The sequence below is a fragment of the Candidatus Falkowbacteria bacterium genome (genome assembly GCA_018674305.1).
Lineage (GTDB): Bacteria > Patescibacteriota > Patescibacteriia > UBA11705 > JABHMO01 > JABMRF01.
The window spans coordinates 70570-94142 of sequence record JABHAL010000004.1 but is presented as its reverse complement, the minus strand read 5'-3'; the positions used below and the strand labels follow the sequence as shown (position 1 = coordinate 94142).

The window sequence follows — 23573 nt, the reverse complement described above, 5'->3', positions numbered from 1 at the left end:
ATAATTTAATTGTTAAGTAAAAGGCCTTTCTGTTAACTAATACGCAAACGGTGAGCGTTTTATTTCATTTTTTTAAGGCCAGCATTAAGTTTTTTATTAATAGGAAAGTCCCAAGGTAATATTTTGATTGCCTGGAAGGTGTCATCAGTTTCTTTTTCTCCGAATAGGCGAAGTTTTTCATTTGGCAAAATAAAACTCAAATCTTCAGGGTAGGTGTTTTCATCAGTTAAAATTGTCCATTCAATTTCACTGGCATCAAGCAATAGAAATTGATTATTTTCAATTTCACTTAAAACTTGACCAGCTAAACGGTTGGGGTTTTGTTTTAACCAATGTTGGCCACGCATTTTTCCCAGTTTACTATACCCGGGGAGTTGATTTGCTTGTTTAGTTAGTGGCCGACCTAGGTTAAGGTTGAGCAAGATGCAACTGATTAGTAAACTTGTAAGTATGCTGACTCCAAGAATTATTAAAGGTTTGTATTTGTAACCTTTTTCAGTTTTTTGCCAATGATAATAAGCCAAAGCTATGAAAACAACCAGTATCAATAACCAGAAAAAGGGGAAATATAAAAAATATTCGTTTGCGTGCAAGAATTTTCTCATTGGTAAAATGTCATTCTTGAGTAGATGAATGATCAAAGTGAAAGCTAGGCTGCCAATTACAATTGAAACTCCAAACAAAAACCAAAGTATGATTTCCTTAATCCAAAAATGCCACTTAGGTTTAGGTTTTATGTAGTGTTGTTTAATTTTTTCTAAAATTTTTAACGCTAGTTTTTTAGTCATAGAATTATTCTTTATGATGTTTATGGAATTGTTTTTTGGCACGATTTAAAAGTGTTCCGATTGTTCCAATTGGTTTTTTGAGAATATCGGCAATTTCTTCATAGGATTTATCTTCAAAAAATCTATAAACAATTACTTCTTTATATTTGATATCCAGTTTGTTTAAGGTTAATTTAATTTGGTTAGTTATCAATTGATTGTCAAAGGAGACGTCTAGTTCAAAGTCGGAAGCAATATTATTTAAAATTTGTTCATTAATTTCCCAGTCCGTAGAAATTCTTTGGGGACGGGCTTTTAGTTTTCGATGATGACTAATAACGTGATTCCTGGCAATGCGGTACAGCCAGGAAGAAAATTTAAGGTTTTGATTATAATTATTTAGGTTTCGATAAATTTTTAGGAAGATTTCTTGTAAGTGATCTTCGATATCTTCATTTGGTACATTAGAGATTCTCTTTATGTAATAAAAAAGTTGTGGCTGGTATTTATTAATGACCTGGGCAAAATGGTCTGAGTTTTTTAGCGTTAATTTGACCAATTCTTGGTCGGAAGCGAAACTATTTTGGTTAGTCTTCGTCATATAGTATAGTACGCATTCAATATATAGCTTATTTCAGTGATTGACAAGGATTGTTTATGTTTTTGTGTAAATTTATTCAATACTTGACAAAATCATGTAAATGCGCTAATGTAATATGTTGTCGAAGTGTACGTTAATAATACAAAAAGGATGGAGGCTCCAAATGCAAAAGAAATTGCTTCTTTACGTAACCATGCCTGAAAGGTGCGTAGTTGAGAACTTGTTGGCCCGAGCCAGTGAGGTTGAAGTCAAAACTAATCCTACGGGTGAACCAAAGAAGTGTCTCCGCATTGGACTGGGTAATGGTCATTATACCAAATTTTTCCATGAGTTTTGCGAGTTTGCCGAGATAGAAGGAATTGAGGCTGAAAAGTTTCTTGGTACAATTATTGCTCGTCTGAAACAAGCTGGTATGATCAAGAAAGTTGCAGACCACAAAGATTGCCCGCAGTTTGGGATTTTGGAACTGCTGATCAAACAAGAAGAAATTATGTTGGTCGATATTGAAAGTCGAACAGCAAGGTCTATCAGTGGTACAATGTCTCGATTGCTTGATGGCTTGACGCGGGGGGTATCTGTATTTGATAGTTTTCCTCCAACTGCCAAAGCAATTCTTGGCATCCTCACAACAGATGATGATTGTAATCGATTGCGTTGGAGATTGACACGAGCAGGCGTAATTATTCGACTTGAACTTGACCCAGATGAAAGGTTGGCCGCGAAAAAGGTCAATTATTGGCTTATAGCTTGTTCTCAATTCCTGAAACATACTTTTGTGTCTGATGGTCAGGAAGAAGAATGGGCTCAATCACTTGATGGAGTAAAGGTTGCCGGCTCGCCGGAGCGTTTACAGGTCTTAGTGTTTGATTTCTTGACTTCCAGGCGAGCTGATTTGGAAAAAGAGTTTTTGCAAAAACAGACCACTTTAGCGGACTGTCTAGAAAAGTTTGTGGAAGCTCAACAAGCCATGATTGCTGTGATTAACTCTGGTGATATTCCTGATTCTGCTGAGCTTGTTCAGGCCAAAGCTGAACTTGAAAAGGCAGAACAAGAAGCAGGGGGAATCAAACCTGGACAGGACAATGCATTGTTGGAAAAGTACGAAGCAGTTATTGCGGACTTGAGTTTACAGGCTCCTAAATTGGAATCTGTAAAACTTGAAGATTCAGTTGGCAGACCAAAATCCGTTGCTTCATCGAAGCCAACCGCTGCAGCAAGTAAACCCAAAAAAGGCAAGCAACCAGCGAAAAAACCAGGACGCAAGAAGCAACCATCACCTGATCCAGAAAAAATTATCAGTTCACCATGGTTCAAGAATTTGACTCTACTGGATAGAGTCATGGTCTGTGTATTTCTGAAGTTTGGAAGAGAGCGTTTTTCTTCTCTTCAGATGGTTGACTACATTGCCATCGTTCTCCCTTTGACAAAAAAGAATGATGTCACGTCAGCACTTAGTCACCTTTATAGAAAGAGAAAGCAACTTAAAAGTTCTGAACTGACTACGGAAATGCGTGAAGAACTAGGGTTGCCTCATCAGGTAAGACATATGTATCAGCTGAAATTGAAAGTTTTCAAGTTGGTCAAGGCAATGATCAAAAACGCTGAATAGTAAAACCACAGGGGACACTTAACATTTAAGTGCCCCCTTTTTTTATTTTAAAAACAAAAAATTAGACTATGAAGTCTAATTAATTGTTTAACAGTATTTAGGTGATAGGAAACAATATGCTACCGCGTTAAAAACGCTAAGTAGTCCGACCGGAGTGGATAAAGTAAGTAAACCTACCTTATCAAAATCTCCCTAGAAAGGAGTTGTTTCCATCCACAGCTTCCGCTACGGATGCCTTGTTACGACTTCGCCCCTATCATCAATCCTGCCTTCTGCCGTTCTACAACGACATTCGGGCATTACCGACTCTCTTGACGTGACGGGCGGTGTGTACAAGACTCGAGAACGTATTCACCGTGACGTTCTGATTCACGGTTACTAGCGATTCCAGCTTCATGAGGTCGAGTTTCAGACCTCAATCCGAACTGAGACCAGTTTTGATGGGATTAGCTTCACCTTACGGCTTCGCAGCCCTTTGTACTGGCCATTGTATCATGTGTGTAGCCCAAGGCGTAAGAGCCATGCTGATTTGACGTCATCCCCACCTTCCTCCCCGTTATCCGAGGCAGTTTCCTGATAAAGTATAAATCAGGATGAGGGTTGCGCTCGTTATCGGACTTAACCGTACACCTCACGGCACGAGCTGACGGCAACCATGCAGCACCTGTATAGCACCCTCATAGGAGCCCTAGTTTCTTAGGGTTTGCAGCTATATGTCAAGCCTTGGTAAGGTTTTTCGCTTATCGTCGAATTAAACCACATGATCAACCGCTTGTGCGAGTCCCCGTCAATTCCTTTGAGTTTTAAGCTTGCGCTCGTACTCCCCAGGCGGTGCACTTAACGGGTTACCTTTGTTGAACGACACTGAAAGGGTCGATACTTCCAATGTCTAGTGCACATCGTTTACGGCGTGGACTACGCGGGTATCTAATCCGCTTCGCTCCCCACGCTTTCGTGTTTTAGTGTCAGGACTGTCCTAGCTAGCTGCCTTCGCATTTGGTGTTCCTGCCGATATTAACGGATTTGACCCCTACACCGGCAATTCCGCTAGCCTCTTCCAGCCTCAAGTTTGTCAGTATCAGTGGCAGTTCTTCAGTTGAGCTGAAGGATTTGACCATTGACTTAACAAACCACCTGCACACGCTTTACGCCCAATAAATCCGGGTAACGCTTGGGGCACTCGTATTACCGCTGCTGCTGGCACGAGTTTAGCAGCCCCTTATTCTTCAGGTACCGTCATTAGTTCGTCCCTGATAAAAGATCTTTACACCCCGAGGGGCTTCATCGATCACGCGGCGTCGCTCCTTCACACTTTCGTGCATTGAGGAATATTCTTGACTGCAGCCTCCCGTAGGAGTCTGGGCAGTGTCTCAGTCCCAGTGAGGCGGGTCGTGCTCTCACACCCGCTACTCGTCGTTGCCTTGGTAGGCTTTTACCCTACCAACTAGCTGATGAGACATAGGCTCCTCTCAAAGCGCCGGAGCTTTACTGATAAAACTTATGTTAAACCAGCACATCGGGTATTAGCCCAGGTTTCCCCAGGTTATGCCCGTCTTTGAGGTAGATTACCAATGTGTTACTCACCCGTTTGCCACTACCATTACTATAAATAGCAATGATCGTTCGACTTGCATGCCTTAGACACGCCGCCAGCGTTCACCCTGAGCCAGGATCAAACTCTCAATAAAAAATCCAGTTAAAGGCACCTGTGGTAAAACCAGCAGGTTCTGGACCATGCCATAAATTTATGAAGAGTTTCCTATCACTTAGCTACTGTTAAAAAAATAAATATTGTTATTAGAGATCTCGCATGTATAAAGGGTCCATTGCCGTAGGCAACTTCAATCATGAAATTACATTCGGGAACAGACCCTTTGGTGGATATTCAGTTGTAATGTTCTCTTGTGATGATTAGTATAAGGCATTTTTAAAAATATGTCAAGCAAATTGTGTGGCCAGAATAGGGAAGTATTATTAAGAGCATTCTTGAGTAAATTTAGAAGAATAAAAAACAGCCCGGTGAGGGGCTGTTGTTGCTATATTAAGAGTTATTCGTCATGAACGAAGTCAACTGTTTCCCAGTCACAAACAGTGTCTGCGGCCTGGATCAGGCGGGCATCCCCGATTTTGATATGATCATTTGGCTGTAACCATTTGAAGAGGTCACCTTCTTGGTGGTCCCACAAGTCAATTGAACCGTCCTTATGAAAGATCATAGTGACCTGATTTTTGGAAAGTAGTTTAATGGTCACTTCTTCTCTGGCCAGTGCACGGATAGCGAGAATCTCCTCTGTGGCTTCAGCCGTGTTCTCCCATATTTGTAGATGAATAGTAGATTCATCTACTTGGGCTGTGAGTTTTTCAAGATCACGAGTCAAAGCCTCATTGTCGCTGGAGAGTTGAATAGTCCTGCCTGCAACTTCTTCGAGCTCTTTGATTTGTCGTTCCAGTTTTTCAATGAACGCTTGTGTTTCAGCATCTCTTTCTGGTTGGTTAGCCTGAAGCATATGTGCTTTTAGCAGGTCAATAACATCCCTGGCTCTTTGAATCTTGCGAGTCGTCATGATTATTCCTCTTGCTCTTTCTCAATAATACTAACTTCCACGTGTTCCCAATTTTGAATACCAGCCAAGACCATTTCCATTTTTGGTCCTGATAGGGGAACGTCTTCATTACTTTGAACGATGACTTCTAATGTGTCGCCGTTAGCATCTTTGAGCAATACAGAGCCGGTATCTTCAAAGACCACAGTTTTAGGAGTGTCTCCATTTGGGATCGTCACTTTAATGGTGGTGTCACCCTTGGCTAATTCCCTGGTTGTGATAAAAATTTCTACCAATCCTTGTCGTTCTCGGAGTAATTGGACGCCAGCTTCTAGTTCAGCCAGATCCTTTGTCAGACGGGAAATCTCGTCCCTCAGGTTTTGCTTTTCTCCATCATGTAGAGCAGCCTCTTTCTGACGGTGAAGAGCTGCAATTTGGGTTTTGATAGTTGGGATCAACTGCTCTCCTCGCTGAAATCTTTGTGACTTTTCCATTGTATTCTCCTAAATGGGATGTTTCAAAAAACTCACGGATCATATTAGAATAATATATTTCTAAACAATTGTCAAGACTTACTTTTTTTTTGCCGCCATTCTTGGATATTTTTATGATGACCGGAGAGTAGGACCTTCGGGACCTTTAGCTTATGTGTTGAGACGCGATTAATCGCGTCTCTTCTTTTGTAGGAGAAGGTTTCAGGTCTGGTATATTGCGGATATTCTTTGTATCCCGGTTTTGAATGTGATTCTTCATCAAGAGATTCTTGTTTACCCAAAACTCCTGGTAGAAGTCTTGTTACGGAATCAATTATAACGGCTGCACCAAGTTCACCACCGGTTAAAACATAATCACCAATTGCGATTTCTTCGTCTACAAATTTTTTAATTCTTTCATCATGACCTTCATATCTTGGACAAACAAAAGTGATTTCATCCAGTTTGGAAAATCGTTTGGCCATTTGTTGATTCCAGGTTTTCCCTTTCGCGGATAATAAAACAATCTTTGATTTTGTATTTTTTCTCTTTGACTTTTGACCTTTGATCTTCAAGGCGCGCAGCGCCTTGTAAACGGGTTCAACCATGATTACTTGTCCTGGTCCACCGCCGTAGGGCCTGTCGTCAACTGTGCCACGATTGTCAACAGCAAAATCACGCAAGTTAATGTTTTTAATCTTGATTAGTTTTTTTTCTTGAGCAATGCGAATCATACCCTTGTCGAAATAAGAGTCAAGTATGTCTGGAAAAATTGTCATTATGTTGAATTTCATATAGTTATATGGTTACATTGTCAAACTGTTAAATTGTTTAAACAATTTAGCAATATAACAATATAGCAATTTATTCTAGTGTATCTTGACAAACCATTAAAGTAAAGCTATAGTAGTTTGTTGTATTAATAGTGGAGGGAAATTATGTTACAGCTCTCGGATAGAGAAAGAGTAGTGTTGAGGGAGTTCATGATTGAATATTTACAGCTTGATGATGAGGAGAATTGGCCGAATTTGTTGGATTGGCTTCGAGCTGTAGAGCGGGGAGAAAAAGAGTTTTTTCTCGATTGTCATTCAAGTGACGAGGAAATGCATGACCTGTTAGTGAGGGTTATCCTTGAAGATAAAAAGGTTATGGGCTTTATTAGCGAAGCTAACGCTTTGATTAATCGTACGGAAATGGTAGTCAATTCCTGTAGTTCAAAGATAGAGGGCCAGCACAATGACAACTTAAGTGTTTTGATTATGTCAGCAATGAATCATTTTCAGAATCTGGTGATTGGCCAGGAGATTTGATCAAAAAAAAGCCACGAACTTCAATAGTTGTGGCTTTTTTCTTATTGTAAAATGGTAAAGTTTAGATCTTTAGATCATCTACAACGTCAGTGTCAACAACCTCTGTTTCAGGAGCTTTTGTGTCAACTCTTTCTTCGCGTCTTGGACCTCTTGTTGAACCTTCTGGTTCATTGATTTTCAAGTTAACTCGTGCATTGTTTTTTGCACCGACAATCTTCAATAAAGTTCGGATTGCCTTAGCTGTTTGTCCTTGCTTTCCAATCACATATCCCATATCAGCTGGGTTAATGTCTAGGGTTAATAGGACACCTCTTTCGTCAATATCACGGCTAGCCTTAACGTCGTCAGGGAAACCTACGATTGACTTAACTATGAATTCTAAGAATTCCAGGTCAAATTCCTTTGCCATAAGATTCATTTTCGTTACTTATTAATTCATACAACTAATCGATTCAGATACAATTAAATTGATTATATTTGAATTGATTATGCATGTATTATAGCAAATAATTTTTGGTTTGTCAAGTTTTTAATAAAGCTATATCCAGGTTCTGTGGATGATTATTATTCATTCCAGTCAACCATTGTTCCATCTCGACTGGCGTCCGTTGTGGTGAAGCATTGAGGGTCGATTATTTGTAATGTTATGTTATTACTGTAAACAAAAATCTGTCTTTCGAGATGATTGAGACAGATTTTTTTTTGTTATTCAGCTTTTTTATTTTCAGTGACTTCTTTAACTTTAGTTTCTTCTTTGGGATCTTCATCCTTCTCTACTGCTTCGGTTTTAGCTGCTTCTTTAGGCGCCTCCTCCTTCGCTACCGCTTCGGTGGACACGTCGGTTGGAGCTTCTTCAGTTTTAACCTCTTCTTTAGGAGCTTCCTCCTTCGCTACCGTTTCGGTGGACACGTCGGTTGCAGTTTCTTTTGCGGCTTTTTCTTTTTGTTTATCAGCAAGTTTGGCCGTTCTCTTTTTACTTAACCTAGAAACGCGGACTTTTTTTTCTTGAATAATATCTTGAGAGACTAAGAGATTGTGTACAGTACTTGAAGGTTGGGCACCTTTCTCAATCCAATACTTAACTCGGTCAGCTTTTATATTTAATTTTTTTGTCCTAGGGTCGTAGTTACCTAGGTTTTCTAAAAAGTCTCCCCATGGATCTTTACGTTTATCCAAAACTATAATTCGAAAAGACGGATAATTTTTTTTCCCTGTACGTGAAAATCTAATTGACAACATAATTTATCGTGAATCATGAGTCCTGTCTCATGTAGCAACTCATTGGGAGTGCTATATGTTACATGCTTCATGTTATATTAATTAGCGAGCACAATGACGATTGATCCTATGATAGCGTGAAAATCTGTCTTTGTCAACATCGTGGTGGACAATCTCCTTGAATAGTTATTTGTTGTGTGCTAATATATTGCCACGGGATTTATTCCAGAGGATAATTCACCTATTGACAAAGTATTGAAATTGTGATATTATGGAATAATTTACACAAATCAATTGAGTTATCCTTATGAGGAAATTTTATCTAAATTTAGTGAACGCCTACGTGGTTTAACTAAATTTAGCCACATAATGGATAATTCCTATATAATATATATGACGCTAGAATTATTACGTGAACAGTCTGGTCCATTGCCAAACTCAGTTAGAGTGGGTTTTGCAGTTATATTAGTTGCTTTTTTGATCAATATGACCATTCCGCAAGCAGCCAAGGCGGAGTCAATTGTGGTTTCAACAGGGACTGGTTCTTCTGTGGAAATCAAAAGTGCTAAACCATTAGATCTATTAAGTAAAAAGTTTATTGCATATGAAAATAGTCAAAAACACCTTAAATACAGAGACCCTCTTCGGGTGGCTACAGTTATTGCCACTGCGTATTCAAGTACGGTTGATCAAACCGATTCAACTCCGTGTATTACGGCGAGTGGCTTTAACGTATGTAAGCACGGGAAAGAGGATATCCTCGCTGCTAACTTTTTACCTCTCGGTGCGAAGGTAAGGATTCCCGAACTATATGGAACTAGAATTTTTACTGTTGAGGATCGAATGAATAAACGATATGATTATCGAGTTGATTTATGGAAAAAAGATCGTAACACAGCAATTACCTTTGGTAAAAGATTAATTAAAATCGAAGTAGTTCAATATTAAGAAACTATAAAACAAAAAAACTCCGTTAATCGGAGTTTTTTTGTTTGGAGGCCTGGACCGGATTCGAACCGGTGAATGACGGTTTTGCAAACCGTTGCCTTACCACTTGGCGACCAGGCCATAAAATAGGTAATTAAATGGTAGCAAATTTGAACTTGAATGTAAAGATTAGTAAAGAGAAGCTTATTGACAGTTATAAAAAAAAAATATAAACTAAATCATTAACATTGAACTTTACAATAATGCTTGAAAAAGGAGGTTCACGTGAGACCATGGCGACAACAGAGAATCGATTTTTTAGTTGTGTTGGCGGGTCTAGGATTCAGCTGTAAAGAAATGTCGCAATATTCTGGCATTAATGAATTAGTAATTCTTAGTGATATGAGGTTGATTGGTGGAATAAAAGCAAATTGTTCTAATCGACCAAAAGGCCAGCAAAAGAAGATTGGTTTGATCAAAGAATTTGCTAAGTTGTTTCTCGTAAAAGAGCGTACAGTGCTAGAAGAGTCTCTTTTCCAGGTTTTAACAAAAGCACTAGAAGTTAATGTTTTATTCCCTTATTTACGTGGCGTAGTTAAAACAATGGAGAGGCTGTATTTTCCTGAATGTACAGTTGAACAACGGCCATATTTGGATCTGCTAAAATTTGTGTATGGATCACCTCAACCATCTGATTCAACCGAGGATATCTGGCGAATGTTCTGGGTGAATCTTAGTCATGGGATTATCTATACTGAAGGCGATTTACACCAAGATCTTTATGCTCACGTTTTAAATGGTGAACGTAGAAGGATCACTCCAGTTTGGCCAGCAATAGCAGTAGAAGAAATTGAAGCTACGCTTGATTTGTTAGAATCACGAAGGGCTTTTGTGGTACGTGCCTATTTTGGATTAGGAGTAGAAAAGCAAAAGATTGAGGTCCTTGCTAAGAAATTTAGATTAAGTAGCCAAAGCATCAGGCGAGATTTGATAGTCGCAAAAAGAAAATTGTGGTATGCATTTAGAAACTGCAAGCTTGATTTGTTGGTCTTGCCCATGAATAAACATGTTGATGATGTTATTGCTGCTCATCGGATTCGCAGGTTAATGGTTGGCTCTGAAGATATACCAATTGAACTATTACTAAAACCTGTTCAAGAAATAGAAATGAGTGTGAGATCTGCTCATTGTTTGTACAACGCTAATATTGTTTATGTAGGCGAGTTGATTGCTAAGACCGAAACAGAATTCTTGAAAATCAAACGCCTTGGTCGCAAAAGTTTTAAAGAAATTAAAGAGCTTTTGTTAGCGATGGATTTACAAGTAGGAACTTTTGTTTCGAAAGAACATTTACAGCACATGTCAGATCTTAAAAGAGGTTTCATTTAACAATACAAACTCCTATCTTTATTAAAAGGTGGGAGTTTTAAATTGAATCTTGACAGTTTCGGTCATGTTTGCTAAATTAGTTAGTCAAACGGGAGGATTTAATGCTAGAACAGAAAAAAGCTATAAAGGTATCGATCGCGTTGGCAACAATCTTGTTCATTTTTTCTGGTTATATAAATAGTGCTGCGAATATGATTAACTTCTTTTCGGCAGTGTCTCTGATTGCCGCTGGTTTTGCGATAATTTACCCTTTTATCTGGATCAGAGGTGGTTTTGACCGCGAAGAACAAAAACTGGAATTAGAACTATTGATTATTAGTGTGGGAATGGGGATTCTCTCTTTCGGCTACATTTGGCTAAAAGGATAACAATAACTGCTCATAAAAATGAGCGGTTTTATTTTTGCGAGAAGATGATATAATGGGCTTACTAAATATAATTAAGATAAATCTATGAATATTGCTGTTTTGGGGGCTGGGGCCTGGGGGACTTCGATTGCAAGCCTATTGGCTAAAAAAAATTATTCAGTAAAAATTTGGGCAAATGAACCAGAAGTTATTAAAAGTATTAATACTGTCCATCGCAATGATTTGTATTTACCTGAGTTTGATCTACCTGAAAATTTGATTGCAGTTGATGATTTTTCAGAGTTGACTAAGGACGTAGAAATTATTGTTAATGCTGTGCCGTCTAAATTTACTAGATCAATTATTCAAAAGATAAAACCGTTTATTGATAAGCCGTTAACTGTTGTTACATTATCAAAGGGGCTTGAACCTGAAACATATAAAAGAATATCCGAGGTGATTACAGAAGAATTGGGAACGGAACATGAAGTTGTTGCTTTGTCTGGTCCAAACATTGCCTGGGAGGTCGCTAAAGAAATTCCGTCAAAGACGGTGATTGGTCATTCAAGTAAACATTGTTTAGTAAAGGTGAAAGAAATCTTGGAAACAGAATATTTTCGTGTTTATTGCAATGATGATATTATTGGAGTAGAGCTTGGCGGTGCATTAAAAAATATTATTGCTGTAGCCGCTGGATTTTGTGATGGATTAGGTTATGGTGTCAACACCAAGTCAGCGATTATTTCTAGAGGGCTAAATGAAATGGCTTCAGTTGGTAAATATTTTGGGGCAAAACCAATTACTTTTATGGGACTGTCCGGTGTTGGTGATTTAATAGTTACTGCCATGTCTGAGCACGGTCGAAATAGATTTTTTGGTCAAGAATTGGGAAAGGGGCTGAGCGTTGATGAAATAATTAACGGTTTAAATGGAAAAGTGGTTGAGGCTATGAATATTGTACCGTCTGTTTATAAGTTGAATGAAAAAATGAAATTAGATTTACCAATTACTGAGCAAGTTTATCGAGTCTTGTATGAAAAGTTATCAGCAAAAGAAGCGTTTGATAATATTTGGAAAATAAAAAATTTACAGGATGTTTGTCACTAAATAATTATGAGTAAAAAAAAGAAAAAATTTATAATAGTTGACGGTAATGCGGTACTCCACCGAGCGTTTCATGCTCTGCCTCCGATGATGACAAAAGATGGCACATTAGTAAATGCTGTCTATGGTTTCATTACCACAATTTTCAAGGCAGTTAAAGAATTCAAACCGGAGTACATTGCTGTGACTTTTGATCGCAAAGAAAAAACATTTCGTCACGAAGAGTTTGCTGATTACAAGGCGCACAGGGAAAAACAGCCTGATGAATTATACGCACAAATACCGATCATTAAGGATGTTCTGGATGTTTTAAATATAAGAATTTATGAGAAGGTTGGTTTTGAGGCTGATGATGTAATTGGCACGCTTTGTGAAAAGCGCCAAGTTGATCGCGATGATGTTTTGTCGATTATTGTGACTGGTGACATGGATGCATTGCAATTGGTTGATGACAATACTCAAGTTTTTACAATGCGAAAGGGAATGTCTGATACAGTTATTTATGATGAAAAGGGTGTAAAAGAAAAATATGACGGCCTGGGGCCAGAGAAACTTATTGATTACAAAGGATTGCGCGGTGATCCATCAGATAATATCCCAGGTGTTCCAGGAGTTGGTGAAAAAACTGCGATTGGTTTGATAAAAGAATTTGGTTCAATGGAAAAAATGTATGAAAAAGTTGAGGCCAAAGCTTACGATAATATAAAAGTGACTGAGAGAATTTATAATTTACTTATTGATAACAAGAAACAGGCATTCCTTAGTAAAAAATTAGCAACCATTGTTCGAGATGTTAAAGTAGATTTTGATTTAAATGATACTGCAGTTGCACCTTATGACAAAGATGAAGTTTTTAAAGTTTTTCAAGAGCTTGGGTTCAAAAGTTTGTTAAATAGACTACCTGATTTCGGCCCTTCGACAGGCTCAGGGCAGGCTGTGGATCAAGAGACTCCGGATCCTGCCTCGACTGCCATCGGGCAAGGCGGGCAAGTCCGGAGTGACGACAAGAAAAGCAATCACAACTATTGTCATGTTGTTGGAGAAAAAGAATTTGATGAATTCTATGGAAAATTAAAAAAACAAAAACTGTTTGTGTTTGACACAGAGACTGATGGGTTAAATATTTTTCAATGTAAATTATTAGGAATCAGCTTTTCTTGGAAAACGGGCGAGGCTTATTATATCGAGCCATTAAAAAAGAATTTAGAAAAATTAAAAGAAATTTTTGCAGATGAAAATGTGAAAAAGATAGGACATAATTTAAAATTTGATATTAAGGTTCTAAAACAAAATGGTATTGAAACTGAAGGTGTATATTTTGATACAATGGTTGGTTCTTACCTTTTGAACCCTGGTACCAGAGCTCATAAGCTTGATGATTTGGTTTTTCGTGAACTCGGATACCAGATGACCAAGATTACAGATCTGATTGGTAAAAAAGGAAAGGGTCAGAGTACTCTTGACCTGGTTGATCCGAAAAAAGTGGCTGATTACTCTTGTGAAGACGCTGATTATACTTTTCGCTTGGTTGGGATTTTGGAAAAAGAGTTAAAAGAAAATAAACTTTGGAAATTATTCACAGAAATTGAAATGCCGTTAATCGAAGTTCTAGTCGAAATGGAATTAAACGGCATTAAAATTGATATTAAGCATTTAGCAGAGCTACAAAAGAAAGTCCAACTTCGTATTGATACTTTAATTAAAAAAATTCACAAGTTGGCAGGACAGGAATTTAATATCAGCTCACCAAAACAATTAAAAGAAATTTTATTTGAGAAGTTAGATATCAGTATTGAAGGTTTAAGTAAAACTAAGACTGGAATTTCCACAGCTGCAGCTGAATTGGACAAAATGTTAGATCGTCATCCGATTATCGAATTAATTCAAGACTATAGAGAGTTGACAAAATTACAATCAACTTATATTGAAGCTCTGCCAAAGCTGATTGAACCAAAAACTGGTAGAATTCATACCGATTTTAATCAGACCGTTACCGCGACTGGGCGATTGTCTTCTTCAAGTCCAAATTTACAAAATATTCCGATTAGAAAAGAACTTGGCAAGGAAATTCGAGAGTGTTTTATTGCAGAAAAAGGAAATAAAATAATAGCAGCTGACTATTCTCAAGTTGAACTTCGAGTGATCGCTTGTTTAGCCAAAGATAAGAAGATGATTCAAGTTTTTGAAGATGATCAAGACATTCACTCTGTAACAGCAGCTAAGATTTATGGTGTTGAATTAGAAAAAGTAACTAAAGAGATGCGCTACTCTGCCAAAGAAGTTAATTTTGGAGTTCTTTACGGAATGGGCGCTTGGGGTTTGGCCAGTCGAAAAAAGATTACCCGTGCAGAAGCTCAAGATTTTATTGAAAAGTATTTTAAATCTTTTGCCAGCGTGAAAAAATATTTAGATAACATGAAAGATACCGCTTCGGATCAAGGTTATGTTGAAACTATGTTTGGGCGTAGGAGATATTTACCAGAAATTAATTCAGGTGTACAACAGGTGCGTGCATCTGCTGAAAGAATGGCTATTAATCACCCGATTCAGGGAACCGCAGCTGATCTTATGAAAATAGCAATGATTGAAGTTTATAAAGAGGTGAAAGGTAAAAGTTCAAAGGTAAAAGTATTACTGCAAGTTCACGATGAACTGGTAATTGAGTGTCCATCAGAGATGGTTGATTATGTTGCAAAAATTATTGATGAAAAAATGGAAAAAATCCACAAACTTTGTGTGCCTATTAAGGTTGACACCGAGGTGGGTGATAATTGGCAGGATATGAAAGTTAAGTTTTAATAAATATAAAAATTTTGTATAGAAAAAACCCACTACACTGTAGTGGGTTTTGTGTTTGTTATCTTCTCGGCAGAACCGCTACCTGGAATTTATCCTGGTAAACGATTTCCGATCTTTTGGGGTTTTTCCGACAAATGATTTTGTGTGTCAGTCCCATCTCCCGAATCTGCTGCAAAACATAGTTTCTACCATTTCGCCAACCTTTTTCCGTGAAGAAGAATTTTGCCTTGGGATTAATCTTCTTGTTAGGAAAAGGTACGTCGCAAAATACGCCGCCTACCATCCAGGCGCCACCGAATGTCGGCTGGCTATAAGACGGATAGTTCTGTTCATTAAAGCTGGCTGTCAGTACGCGATAGATCATTTTGTCCTCCTCCAGGTTTAGCGACCTGGGAAGGAGTCAGACATAGGAGTAGCATTGATCTTTTTCTTGGCCAGATTGACCTGAGTTAGACCATGCCGCTGAAAGCTCAGATTCAGTTTCATTATAACCCCATGTAAATGGTTAAAAATAGAACTTTTGATTATAATAGATTATTTTAATTTTGTCAAGATTAAAAACCCCCACAAATTCATGAATTTGTGGGGGTGAGTTGTTACGGTTTCTGCGGAGTAGTTGTCTTTTGCTTTTTTTTGAAAAAGTTGGGGTCAAAACAACCAGTGGTTGTTGCATCAGAGTAGTGTCTGGTTACGTTGGCAATGGCCTCTGGCGAGCCTTCAACGGTAATGGCGTGATCTGAATCGGTAGGAAAGCCCATGTCTTCAGCTAGCCTTTCACCATCGATACCAATCCCGTAACAGAACAGTTCCCATCCCAGAGCTCGCACACTTCTAGCGAGCTTCTTTACTTTTCTGGGCTGGCGTTCACGGTCTGACTTGTTGTCGTCTCCATCACTGAAAACCGCCACGTAAACTTTGATGTCAGCAAGACCGTTAGCTTGTCGATAAAAGTGGCGGAAGACTTTCAGCGTCTGGTAAACTGTTTCCCACAGCAGAGTCATATTTTTCGCTCGATAATTAGAAATCGGAACAACTTCCGTTGCCAGGGTTAGTGGCAAAAGAATCTCTGCTTCGTCATCAAATGCAATCACTGTACAAAATTGAGTTCGTCCATCTTTCGGGTTTTTGCATTCTTCAATGACTCCATTAATGCATGTTTGTGGAGTGTCATCATAATGCATCATTGAGGAAGATTGATCCAGAATCATGATACTTAGCGTCTTAGGTTTGGTATCTACCTGAACCAGACCATTTAGCGCATCACCTGGGATCAAAGCACTTACTGAGTTTTTGTTTCCGTTGTCTTTCATGAGAACACCTCGTGAGTTGAGTTACTACTTTACTGCCAAAGAACATCAATAAAACAGCTTAAAATAAATGTAATAGTTTGTCAAGAGGTGAATTTGTTATTTAGTATTGGATATTGTGAATTTGATATTTTATGCTAGTATATAACTATATGTCAGACAAAACTAAACAATTATTTTTGTGGCACGGTGAGAATGATTACGAGATTTTTCAACGAATGGTCTATTGGCGAGAGGTATTTGAAAAGAAATATACAGGTTTGAATATTTTTTCTTTTGATTTATTGGCTAGTGGTTCAAAGGACAAAATTAATAATGATTTAAAAAATGCACTTCAAGTCAATTCTTTGTTTGGAATGAATAAGTTAGTTATTCTTAAAAACTTTTTACAAACTGGTAGCAAGTTAGACAAGGAAGTGCAGGAATTAGTACTTGGTGCATTAAAAAAACCAGCTGAAGGATTTTTTGTGGTTTTTTATCAAACTGAAAAGCCTGATGCTAGAAATAAAATCTATAAACAGATCCAAGGTCTTCACAAAAAGGCAATTGCTGAGATTGAAGAATTTCAATTACCAAAACAAAATAATTTAGTGAAGTGGATTTTGAATAAAGCTAAACAATATGAAATCAATTTGTCGCTAGAGGCAGTGAACTTACTGGCAGCAATTATTGGTAATGACCTTTGGCAATTGGATCGAGAAATTCACAAGTTGGCTAATTACAAATCTGGTGAAAAGGTTACCACTGAAGATATTAATTTAATGGTCAAGGGAAAGTATAATGATGACATTTTTCAACTGATGGATGCTATTAGTTCCAAGAATAAGAAAAAAGCATTAAAACTTTTTCAAGATCAATTGGATAGCGGATCGAATGAAATATATTTGTTGACAATGTTGGTTCGTCAGTTCAGAATTTTTTGGCAGATCAAGGAGGCTACGGAAAAAGATAATTTACCAGAAGCTATGATTGCCAAACAACTTAAAATTCATCCTTACGTAGTGAAGAAAAGTTTGAGTCAACTGCGCAATTTTCCAATTGAACAAATTAAAAAAATATATCAGCAGTTACTGGATTTTGAAATTAAGATAAAATCTACAAATATTACCTTTGAGTTACTGTTTGATTTGTTGATTGCTGAGCTTTGAAGCGAGACTAGTAAAACAAGTGAAACCCCGCACCAATCATTACACTCGGGTTCGGGGCAGGCAAGCAAGACTAGTATAAAATAATTTTAAAAAAATAAGCGCTCAGTTGAGCGCTTTTGTGTTTTACTGTGCCTGGGAGATTACTTTCAAAAATCGTTGATCATCCTGGTCGCAGAGTATATTCAATTTTGCAAACTGTTCTTCGGTCGGCCAATGTTTGAATTCCGGTGGCCCTGTTCTTGCAAGAAATTTCTTTGCTTCTGGCCCTAGATTTACATTTAATGGCTGAAGAAGTTCAGCGGTTGTTTTGTTTGGCAGTCTTCCCATGCTTTCCTCCGAAATAAGTGATTCCTTGATTTATTTCTTCCCTGATTTCGTGCCTTTTAACCACTTAACTCCAAGATAACAAAACGGAGTATCAATGGCGGCGATTACTATTTTAAATAACCAATAAGGAATTATTAGTTGAATTATAAATAAAGCATCGAACTTCGGAGCAATTGCGTAAAAGGCGATGAACATGAAGATAGTAGAATCAAGTAATTGACTGACTACTGTTGAGGCATTATTCCTCAACCACAAATATTTACCTTTGGTTTTTGTTTTCCAAAAATTAAATGCCCAAATATCATGATACTGGCTAATTAAAAAGGCAATCAAACTTGCAAAAAGCATTCGTAGAGTACTACCAAAAATTGTAGCGTAAGCTTCTCCGTGCGGATATCTTTCACTTGCGCCTAGCCATATTGAAAGAGCTGTGTAGGCAAAGACAATGATCAACGCAATGGAACCAGCTTTTATAAAAGTTTTAGTTTTTTCTTTACCATGAACTTCTTCTATAATGTCTGTAATTAAAAAGGTTATTGGAAACATGAAGATGCCAACCGAAACTGAAATACCGAGAATGGTTGTAATTTTCACACCTAAAATATTAGCGCAGATCAAAACTGTGATGAAGATAGCTAAAAGAAGGTCGGTTTTTTTATTTTGTGACATAGGACAAGAAGATAAAGAGGGCGAAAGAAGATCATTTAAAAAATTATCATAAAATCCTCTCAAGATTAAAAAACATAAGAGGATTTTAGATTTAGGCTTTTGGGCCTTGGCTTTTATTTAGGCTCTTCATTAAGCGAGATTTTTTTCGGGCAGCGGTATTTTTTTTGATAACACCTTTTTGAGCGGCTTTATCAATTTTTTGGATAGTTGTTTTAATCAATTCTCCAGCTGTCCCATCATTACTTAATACTGCTTTTCGACTTTTTTTAACTAAAGTTTTAACAGTGCTGTTGATAGCTTTATTTATTACCGCTTTTTTCTGACTTTTTCGAAGAGCTTTTTTTGCTTGTCTAGTTTGTGGCATAAGTATTAGAGGGGGTAAAGGAGGTAAAGGAGGTAGAGGAAAGATAAGGGGAAACAATTCCTGTAATCCCACCTTACCTTCTGTCCCTTCTAGCTCTTCTTGCTCTTCTGACCCTTTTGAAAATTTATAAAACTAAGAGTATGATAACTCTAAATTTAGAAAATGTCAAGTCTTGACAAGTTGATAATAATAGTATAGTATAATTAGTCGGTGTATATTATAACTATGGAGGTTCACTATGTGTGGTAATGGGAATGGTTGTGGTAGTTGCATCAAGTTTGAAGTGGTTGGAAATCGAGTAAATTTGGCTTTTCGAGATAAAGTAATAGCAATCAAGAGAGCTTCAATTTTAGACAGTGGTGTTGAGCGGGAGCTTTGTGACATGCTGGGGGTGACGGTCGCATTCCGTTGTCCTCGAGCACAGGTAGATCCCGAACCTACCCAGGAACAGATTTCTGCGATTGAAGCAGATGTTGAAGCCAAAAGTGGTCGTTTCTAAAAATGATCAATCAGCCAGCTTGGATATTATTCAAGCTGGCTTTTTAGTTGACATTTATAGCAAATTTAATTAAGATTTAAGTGTTAAAAGCAGAAATTGATCTGCTTAACTGTTCGAGGCCTAAAATGAACGATGCGCTAGGAGAAAAAGGTCGATGTGGCTTTTGTAGCGGTAATAATCAGGTAACGAAGGTTCCACTTGGACAGCTTGGCGCATATATTTGCGTTGATTGCGTTCATGGGGTATTTGCATCTTTTACTGAAGCAGGTGTTGATTTGATTGGTATTTCTGATCTAATTAAAAAATTGGACCAAGAAATTACTGTTCAAATTCCATTACTTGATTTGAAGAGAAAGAATATCTATCTTGGAAAAGATCCAACTAAGGAAAAATTAATAATTGCTTTTGATGAAATGATAGAATGGTTTGGGCTGGTTGGATCATTTATATCTAGTGGTGGAATGGGTAAACTACGTCATTCTCAAGAGGAACTGAGAAAGATAAGAACCGAGAAACAACAAATTGAACTTCGTGAACAAAAGGCCAAGGATGAGCATCAGAACTTATTGCATGAATCTGGTTTGTCATAAACACAAAACCGTCCCAAGTAACATCAGGGACGGCTTTTTTATTTTGCGGAAGTATTAATCAGTTTTTGGGCGATCTAATGGGGTGGGCTCGAAGTTACTTGGCGTGCCGGTTATTTTCAAAACATCTTTATCAATCTTTTTTAATTCCTTGTCTCCATAGTTCCAGGCATTGATTACTGTTCCTAAGTGAGATCCGACTTTTCGATGATAATCTTCGTAGGCTGCAAGATGTTTTTGAAGCTTTTCTACATTCTGCCGTATTTCCTTGGCAGATTCTTCAATTTGTAGAGCTCGTAATCCCTGAAGTACAGTTTGTAAGTATGCAGCAAAGGTTGTTGGGGAAACTATTATGACCCTTTTTTCATTAAAGGCATAGTCAATCAAGCTGCGTGTATTCACTTTTACGGCGCCAACTTCATTAACCAGTAAATCGTAATAAATCCCTTCAGCGGGGATAAACATGAACGCAAATTCAAGGGTGTTTTCTTCTGGGCGAATATATTTTGAGGTTTCGTCAATTCTTTTCTTTAGGTCATTTTTAAATTCTTTTTCTAGCACTAATTTTCTTTCTGGGTTATCTTCGTCGACTATGCGCTGGTAGTTGGTTAATGAGAATTTTGCATCGATCGGTAATATTTTGTCTTTTATCCTCACAATTGCGTCTACCGATTCATTGTTTCGGAATCGATATTGCATCTGAAACGCTTGAGGTGGAAGAATATTATTTAAAATCAATTCCAAATTAGCTTCGCCAAGTGCACCACGTGTCTTTGAATTAGTTAAAATCTTTTCGAGACTTTGTAGCTGTTCTGTAAATCCAATAACCTGTTTATTCGTGTCATCCAACTTTGTTAATCTCTCGGTCACATTTCTAATAACTTTTGCGCTTTCGGAAAATTGACCTTGCATTGTTTTTTGGATTTCAGTTTGTTGACTGGATAGAGACTGGCGGATTTCTTTGAGTTGATTCTGCATCATGATCATGGATTGATCATCTTTTTTTTCCTCAGGCTCTTTAGGCCTTACAATGAAATAAGTTATGACGGCGAAACCGACGATTATGATTATTAATTGTAGGTATTGCATAAGAAAATTTTAATTTCAAGATTAGTTTTGTTTTAACTATTTTAGCATACTTTCAGGAAAACAAAAACCGCCTTGAATTATATTCAAAGCGGCTGTGATTATTAGTCTTTGTACCATAGGTGGTACTCTTTGGCCAAGATTGACATACGGACCATGTTTACAAAGTTGTCGTTGACTTTGTACTCTTCTCGCAAAAGACCCTCTGTCTCAAAACCGCACCGTTTGTAAAGGTACCGGCCACGCTCGTTGTGTTCCCTGACGATCAGCCAAATTTTGTTTAGCTTTAAATCCTCAAAGGCAACCCGGAGGAGCTCCGCAATCACTTTGGCAGCTAGTCCGCGACCTTGGAATTTTTTGGTTAAGACCAAGAAGATTCTACCAGTTTGAGAAGGCCAGTGAATCTGATTGATTGAGCATTGCCCAGCATAATCGTCGTCTACAAAAATGCTGAACAAGCGATCGTTTTTACTAGCCAACATTGTACTCAAATAAGCAATTTCCTGCTCTTTGGTAATGTTTCCCATAGTGGCAAAGTAGGCGGTGACTTCTGGGTCATTTACCCAGGTCATTATTTTCTCAACATCTTCAAGTCCGGTTGGCCAAAGTTTAATAGACATATACGCCTCCAGTATGTTTAATATTGTAAATATCCGATAACTGAGCATTGTAGCAAATATAGTGAAAATTGTCAATAGTAATTTTAGCTAAAATTGGTTAATTTAGTGCAATTCGCCATTGACATTATCTAATATTCGTGCTATACTACGTTTACCGCAAGGCGAGGAGGCTAAACTTCTTTGGAGGAAATCATGAAGAAAACAGCCCTTTTCGCAATGGCAATCTTGATTGTTTGTAGTCTGACTGACCTGGGTCAAGCTGCAGCCGAAACTAAAATGGAGATCGTTTCTAACAAACAGGTAAAAGTTCTGCGAGCAAAGGTGTATCGCCAGTATGATTGGGATGATGTAATTTATCCTCATGTATTGGTGAAGGACGTGATTGGCAAGTTGGGCTATTCCAATGTAAATGGTCTTTTGAGAAACTGGCTGAAGATTCCCAAGAATGCTAGGGATGAAATCATTACCATTTTTAATGAGGCCGGTCTGGGTCGATTCGTTTTCCTGATGTTTGTGGAGAGCGGAGCTGATCCAGATGAAGAAAGCTTCAAAGGTGCTCAAGGATTGTTCCAAATCATGCCGGGAACGGCTGAGGCAATCTGTGGCATCACTCGAGTAGAAGCTCTACGTGACCCGGTGATCAACGCTTGGTGTGCGGTAGAGGTTCTCAAGAAGTATGGAGCGAAGAAGAACTGGCGTTGGGCTCTGGTCAAGTACAATGGTAAGTACAGAAGTTGTGCTGCTAAAGGTTACATGAAATGTCTGCATGAAAAGTATCTGGCAGGCAACAAGGATCTGTACGGAGCCGCGCATTACCAAGCTCATTTCCTAATTTATTCGGAGATGGGTCGCCACTTCATCTGGGACTGGGAAAAGCCTGAGCAAGTTGCTCGCAAGTGAGATTCAAAAAAGAGAGTAGTGATCCTCGTATCACTACTCTTTTTTGTTTAATTGACACTAATGTGCTATACTGTGTAAGGATTACAGATTGATATGGATGTACAGATTTACATGAGGTTTAAAACTAGAGAGTCTTGTGTCTCCGTATATCCGTATAAATCCGTAATCCGTAAATCTATGACTAATAAAAAAGCTTTTGATTTCAAAAAAGCCACAGAAGGCTGGAAACTTTTAGTTGCCGCTGATATTGTGGTTTTTTCATTAATAAAAAATAAGTTAAATGTACTTTTGGTTAAACGTCGTTTTGGTCCAGGCGTTGGTAAATGGGCAATCCCGGGTGGTTTTGTGCGGGAAGATGAAAGTTTGGAAGAAGCTGCTTTGCGTGAGTTAAATGAAGAAACTGGTTTATCAAAATCAAATTACTTGGAACAGCTTTATACTTTTGGTGAAGTTAAACGTGATCCACGAACAAGAGTAATTGCGGTAGCGTACATGGTGCTAGTAAGTGAGCCGGAGAAAATTAAACTTAGTGCTTCTGATGATGCACGTGAGGCGCGTTGGTTTCCAATAACTGATTTGCCGGAACTTTCTTTTGGAAAATCGCATGAAGAAATTCTTTTGTATGCATGGCAACGCTTGAAATGGAAATTTGAATATACTAATGTAGCCGCTACCATGATGCAATCAGAATTTACTCTAACCGAATTGCAAAAAGCTTATGAAGCGGTTTACAAAGATAAAATTGACAAGCGGAATTTCCGTAAAAAGATTTTGTCTCTGGCTATGGTTGAGCCATTAGATAAGGTGACCAGTGAAGTTGGTCGGCCAGCTCAACTTTACAAAGCAACCACTAAAAAGTTGAAAATCTATAGTAGAGTTATATAAACGAGATATTGAAAAGACCGAGCTGGATAGCTCGGTTTTTTGATTGGGGTTGACAAATTAAGATAATTTTAGTAATATAACATATCGCGTAGGT

General features: G+C 38.0%; 26 protein-coding genes, 1 tRNA gene and 1 rRNA gene. 12 read left to right on the top strand and 16 right to left on the bottom strand.

The features are described 5' to 3' along the window. Window positions 1-59 precede the first annotated feature (59 nt). Both HN643_01540 and HN643_01535 read right to left on the bottom strand, forming a co-directional pair. Entirely contained in the window at window positions 60-788 is a 729-nt protein-coding gene (locus tag HN643_01540) for a hypothetical protein (protein MBT7500338.1), read from the bottom strand. 4 nt (window positions 789-792) lie between these two features. After that, window positions 793-1368 (bottom strand): RNA polymerase sigma factor, encoded by a 576-nt coding sequence (locus HN643_01535; protein ID MBT7500337.1) that lies wholly within the window; start codon window positions 1366-1368, stop codon window positions 793-795. Window positions 1369-1531: 163 nt separating this feature from the next. On the opposite strand from HN643_01535, the gene HN643_01530 reads away from it, so the two are divergent. Then, complete coding sequence (locus HN643_01530; protein MBT7500336.1) at window positions 1532-2977, top strand: hypothetical protein; 1446 nt, start codon at window positions 1532-1534, stop codon at window positions 2975-2977. A 194-nt stretch (window positions 2978-3171) separates the two neighbouring features. On the opposite strand, the gene HN643_01525 is transcribed toward HN643_01530, so the two are convergent. The 4 genes from HN643_01525 to trmD form a co-directional block, all read right to left on the bottom strand. After that, a 16S ribosomal RNA gene (locus tag HN643_01525) occupies window positions 3172-4664 on the bottom strand. Between the two features lie 361 nt (window positions 4665-5025). Further along, the gene (locus HN643_01520) at window positions 5026-5541 is read right to left on the bottom strand and encodes a hypothetical protein (protein MBT7500335.1); all 516 of its coding nucleotides are present in this window, start codon (window positions 5539-5541) and stop codon (window positions 5026-5028) included. 2 nt (window positions 5542-5543) lie between these two features. Then, window positions 5544-6014 carry a hypothetical protein gene (locus HN643_01515; protein MBT7500334.1) on the bottom strand — a complete coding sequence of 157 codons (471 nt, stop codon included), beginning with the start codon at window positions 6012-6014 and terminating at the stop codon, window positions 5544-5546. A gap of 71 nt (window positions 6015-6085) precedes the next feature. Next, a complete protein-coding gene (gene trmD / locus HN643_01510; protein MBT7500333.1) occupies window positions 6086-6787 on the bottom strand; it encodes a tRNA (guanosine(37)-N1)-methyltransferase TrmD in 702 nt (233 codons plus the stop codon). A 144-nt stretch (window positions 6788-6931) separates the two neighbouring features. On the opposite strand from trmD, the gene HN643_01505 reads away from it, so the two are divergent. Next, complete coding sequence (locus HN643_01505; protein MBT7500332.1) at window positions 6932-7303, top strand: hypothetical protein; 372 nt, start codon at window positions 6932-6934, stop codon at window positions 7301-7303. 61 nt (window positions 7304-7364) lie between these two features. Here HN643_01505 and HN643_01500 read toward each other — a convergent pair whose 3' ends face one another. Together HN643_01500 and rpsP are read right to left on the bottom strand one after the other, a co-directional pair. Then, window positions 7365-7712 (bottom strand): KH domain-containing protein, encoded by a 348-nt coding sequence (locus HN643_01500; protein ID MBT7500331.1) that lies wholly within the window; start codon window positions 7710-7712, stop codon window positions 7365-7367. A gap of 296 nt (window positions 7713-8008) precedes the next feature. Next, complete coding sequence (gene rpsP, locus HN643_01495; GenBank protein MBT7500330.1) at window positions 8009-8542, bottom strand: 30S ribosomal protein S16; 534 nt, start codon at window positions 8540-8542, stop codon at window positions 8009-8011. 372 nt (window positions 8543-8914) lie between these two features. Here rpsP and HN643_01490 point away from each other — a divergent pair, with 372 nt between their 5' ends. Continuing rightward, the gene (locus tag HN643_01490) at window positions 8915-9469 is read left to right on the top strand and encodes a 3D domain-containing protein (protein MBT7500329.1); all 555 of its coding nucleotides are present in this window, start codon (window positions 8915-8917) and stop codon (window positions 9467-9469) included. 45 nt (window positions 9470-9514) lie between these two features. On the opposite strand, the gene HN643_01485 is transcribed toward HN643_01490, so the two are convergent. After that, a tRNA-Cys gene (locus tag HN643_01485) sits at window positions 9515-9589 on the bottom strand. 261 nt (window positions 9590-9850) lie between these two features. Between HN643_01485 and HN643_01480 the strand changes: the two genes are divergently transcribed. From HN643_01480 to polA, 4 genes are all read left to right on the top strand, one after another. Beyond that, window positions 9851-10837 carry a hypothetical protein gene (locus tag HN643_01480; protein ID MBT7500328.1) on the top strand — a complete coding sequence of 329 codons (987 nt, stop codon included), beginning with the start codon at window positions 9851-9853 and terminating at the stop codon, window positions 10835-10837. Window positions 10838-10938: 101 nt separating this feature from the next. Continuing rightward, window positions 10939-11205: a hypothetical protein gene (locus tag HN643_01475; protein MBT7500327.1), complete on the top strand. Its 267-nt coding sequence runs from the start codon at window positions 10939-10941 to the stop codon at window positions 11203-11205. An 84-nt stretch (window positions 11206-11289) separates the two neighbouring features. Further along, entirely contained in the window at window positions 11290-12291 is a 1002-nt protein-coding gene (locus tag HN643_01470; GenBank protein ID MBT7500326.1) for an NAD(P)-dependent glycerol-3-phosphate dehydrogenase, read from the top strand. Between the two features lie 6 nt (window positions 12292-12297). After that, window positions 12298-15087: a DNA polymerase I gene (polA, locus tag HN643_01465; GenBank protein ID MBT7500325.1), complete on the top strand. Its 2790-nt coding sequence runs from the start codon at window positions 12298-12300 to the stop codon at window positions 15085-15087. Between the two features lie 58 nt (window positions 15088-15145). Here the strand turns inward: polA and HN643_01460 are convergent, their stop codons facing one another. Beyond that, window positions 15146-15451 carry a hypothetical protein gene (locus HN643_01460; GenBank protein MBT7500324.1) on the bottom strand — a complete coding sequence of 102 codons (306 nt, stop codon included), beginning with the start codon at window positions 15449-15451 and terminating at the stop codon, window positions 15146-15148. Between the two features lie 232 nt (window positions 15452-15683). Then, window positions 15684-16397, bottom strand: coding sequence for a VWA domain-containing protein (locus HN643_01455; protein MBT7500323.1), 714 nt, complete (start codon window positions 16395-16397; stop codon window positions 15684-15686). A gap of 149 nt (window positions 16398-16546) precedes the next feature. Here HN643_01455 and holA point away from each other — a divergent pair, with 149 nt between their 5' ends. Further along, entirely contained in the window at window positions 16547-17542 is a 996-nt protein-coding gene (holA, locus tag HN643_01450) for a DNA polymerase III subunit delta (protein MBT7500322.1), read from the top strand. A 123-nt stretch (window positions 17543-17665) separates the two neighbouring features. Here holA and HN643_01445 read toward each other — a convergent pair whose 3' ends face one another. The 3 genes from HN643_01445 to rpsT form a co-directional block, all read right to left on the bottom strand. Continuing rightward, entirely contained in the window at window positions 17666-17869 is a 204-nt protein-coding gene (locus HN643_01445) for a hypothetical protein (protein ID MBT7500321.1), read from the bottom strand. Between the two features lie 30 nt (window positions 17870-17899). Beyond that, window positions 17900-18538 carry a queuosine precursor transporter gene (locus HN643_01440; protein ID MBT7500320.1) on the bottom strand — a complete coding sequence of 213 codons (639 nt, stop codon included), beginning with the start codon at window positions 18536-18538 and terminating at the stop codon, window positions 17900-17902. A gap of 91 nt (window positions 18539-18629) precedes the next feature. After that, the gene (gene rpsT / locus HN643_01435; GenBank protein ID MBT7500319.1) at window positions 18630-18902 is read right to left on the bottom strand and encodes a 30S ribosomal protein S20; all 273 of its coding nucleotides are present in this window, start codon (window positions 18900-18902) and stop codon (window positions 18630-18632) included. 238 nt (window positions 18903-19140) lie between these two features. On the opposite strand from rpsT, the gene HN643_01430 reads away from it, so the two are divergent. Continuing rightward, window positions 19141-19401, top strand: a complete 261-nt coding sequence (locus HN643_01430) for a hypothetical protein (GenBank protein ID MBT7500318.1) — start codon at window positions 19141-19143, stop codon at window positions 19399-19401. Window positions 19402-19526: 125 nt separating this feature from the next. After that, window positions 19527-19991, top strand: coding sequence for a hypothetical protein (locus tag HN643_01425; GenBank protein ID MBT7500317.1), 465 nt, complete (start codon window positions 19527-19529; stop codon window positions 19989-19991). Between the two features lie 54 nt (window positions 19992-20045). Here HN643_01425 and HN643_01420 read toward each other — a convergent pair whose 3' ends face one another. Together HN643_01420 and HN643_01415 are read right to left on the bottom strand one after the other, a co-directional pair. Continuing rightward, window positions 20046-21077, bottom strand: coding sequence for a DNA recombination protein RmuC (locus tag HN643_01420; protein ID MBT7500316.1), 1032 nt, complete (start codon window positions 21075-21077; stop codon window positions 20046-20048). A gap of 101 nt (window positions 21078-21178) precedes the next feature. Beyond that, window positions 21179-21694 carry a GNAT family N-acetyltransferase gene (locus HN643_01415; protein ID MBT7500315.1) on the bottom strand — a complete coding sequence of 172 codons (516 nt, stop codon included), beginning with the start codon at window positions 21692-21694 and terminating at the stop codon, window positions 21179-21181. 192 nt (window positions 21695-21886) lie between these two features. On the opposite strand from HN643_01415, the gene HN643_01410 reads away from it, so the two are divergent. Then, window positions 21887-22594 carry a lytic transglycosylase domain-containing protein gene (locus HN643_01410; protein ID MBT7500314.1) on the top strand — a complete coding sequence of 236 codons (708 nt, stop codon included), beginning with the start codon at window positions 21887-21889 and terminating at the stop codon, window positions 22592-22594. Window positions 22595-22771: 177 nt separating this feature from the next. Continuing rightward, window positions 22772-23479, top strand: coding sequence for an NUDIX hydrolase (locus HN643_01405; protein ID MBT7500313.1), 708 nt, complete (start codon window positions 22772-22774; stop codon window positions 23477-23479). The last annotated feature ends 94 nt before the right edge of the window (window positions 23480-23573 follow it).

Excerpts from the sequence above, each read along its gene's own strand:
- HN643_01540 (MBT7500338.1), bottom strand. The coding sequence starts at position 788 with ATGACTAAAAAACTAGCGTTAAAAATTTTAGAAAAAATTAAACAACAC.
- HN643_01535 (MBT7500337.1), bottom strand. The coding sequence starts at position 1,368 with ATGACGAAGACTAACCAAAATAGTTTCGCTTCCGACCAAGAATTGGTC.
- HN643_01530 (MBT7500336.1), top strand. The coding sequence starts at position 1,532 with ATGCAAAAGAAATTGCTTCTTTACGTAACCATGCCTGAAAGGTGCGTA.
- HN643_01520 (MBT7500335.1), bottom strand. The coding sequence starts at position 5,541 with ATGACGACTCGCAAGATTCAAAGAGCCAGGGATGTTATTGACCTGCTA.
- HN643_01515 (MBT7500334.1), bottom strand. The coding sequence starts at position 6,014 with ATGGAAAAGTCACAAAGATTTCAGCGAGGAGAGCAGTTGATCCCAACT.
- trmD (MBT7500333.1), bottom strand. The coding sequence starts at position 6,787 with ATGAAATTCAACATAATGACAATTTTTCCAGACATACTTGACTCTTAT.
- HN643_01505 (MBT7500332.1), top strand. The coding sequence starts at position 6,932 with ATGTTACAGCTCTCGGATAGAGAAAGAGTAGTGTTGAGGGAGTTCATG.
- HN643_01500 (MBT7500331.1), bottom strand. The coding sequence starts at position 7,712 with ATGGCAAAGGAATTTGACCTGGAATTCTTAGAATTCATAGTTAAGTCA.
- rpsP (MBT7500330.1), bottom strand. The coding sequence starts at position 8,542 with ATGTTGTCAATTAGATTTTCACGTACAGGGAAAAAAAATTATCCGTCT.
- HN643_01490 (MBT7500329.1), top strand. The coding sequence starts at position 8,915 with ATGACGCTAGAATTATTACGTGAACAGTCTGGTCCATTGCCAAACTCA.
- HN643_01480 (MBT7500328.1), top strand. The coding sequence starts at position 9,851 with ATGAGGTTGATTGGTGGAATAAAAGCAAATTGTTCTAATCGACCAAAA.
- HN643_01475 (MBT7500327.1), top strand. The coding sequence starts at position 10,939 with ATGCTAGAACAGAAAAAAGCTATAAAGGTATCGATCGCGTTGGCAACA.
- HN643_01470 (MBT7500326.1), top strand. The coding sequence starts at position 11,290 with ATGAATATTGCTGTTTTGGGGGCTGGGGCCTGGGGGACTTCGATTGCA.
- polA (MBT7500325.1), top strand. The coding sequence starts at position 12,298 with ATGAGTAAAAAAAAGAAAAAATTTATAATAGTTGACGGTAATGCGGTA.
- HN643_01460 (MBT7500324.1), bottom strand. The coding sequence starts at position 15,451 with ATGATCTATCGCGTACTGACAGCCAGCTTTAATGAACAGAACTATCCG.
- HN643_01455 (MBT7500323.1), bottom strand. The coding sequence starts at position 16,397 with ATGAAAGACAACGGAAACAAAAACTCAGTAAGTGCTTTGATCCCAGGT.
- holA (MBT7500322.1), top strand. The coding sequence starts at position 16,547 with ATGTCAGACAAAACTAAACAATTATTTTTGTGGCACGGTGAGAATGAT.
- HN643_01445 (MBT7500321.1), bottom strand. The coding sequence starts at position 17,869 with ATGGGAAGACTGCCAAACAAAACAACCGCTGAACTTCTTCAGCCATTA.
- HN643_01440 (MBT7500320.1), bottom strand. The coding sequence starts at position 18,538 with ATGTCACAAAATAAAAAAACCGACCTTCTTTTAGCTATCTTCATCACA.
- rpsT (MBT7500319.1), bottom strand. The coding sequence starts at position 18,902 with ATGCCACAAACTAGACAAGCAAAAAAAGCTCTTCGAAAAAGTCAGAAA.
- HN643_01430 (MBT7500318.1), top strand. The coding sequence starts at position 19,141 with ATGTGTGGTAATGGGAATGGTTGTGGTAGTTGCATCAAGTTTGAAGTG.
- HN643_01425 (MBT7500317.1), top strand. The coding sequence starts at position 19,527 with ATGAACGATGCGCTAGGAGAAAAAGGTCGATGTGGCTTTTGTAGCGGT.
- HN643_01420 (MBT7500316.1), bottom strand. The coding sequence starts at position 21,077 with ATGCAATACCTACAATTAATAATCATAATCGTCGGTTTCGCCGTCATA.
- HN643_01415 (MBT7500315.1), bottom strand. The coding sequence starts at position 21,694 with ATGTCTATTAAACTTTGGCCAACCGGACTTGAAGATGTTGAGAAAATA.
- HN643_01410 (MBT7500314.1), top strand. The coding sequence starts at position 21,887 with ATGAAGAAAACAGCCCTTTTCGCAATGGCAATCTTGATTGTTTGTAGT.
- HN643_01405 (MBT7500313.1), top strand. The coding sequence starts at position 22,772 with ATGACTAATAAAAAAGCTTTTGATTTCAAAAAAGCCACAGAAGGCTGG.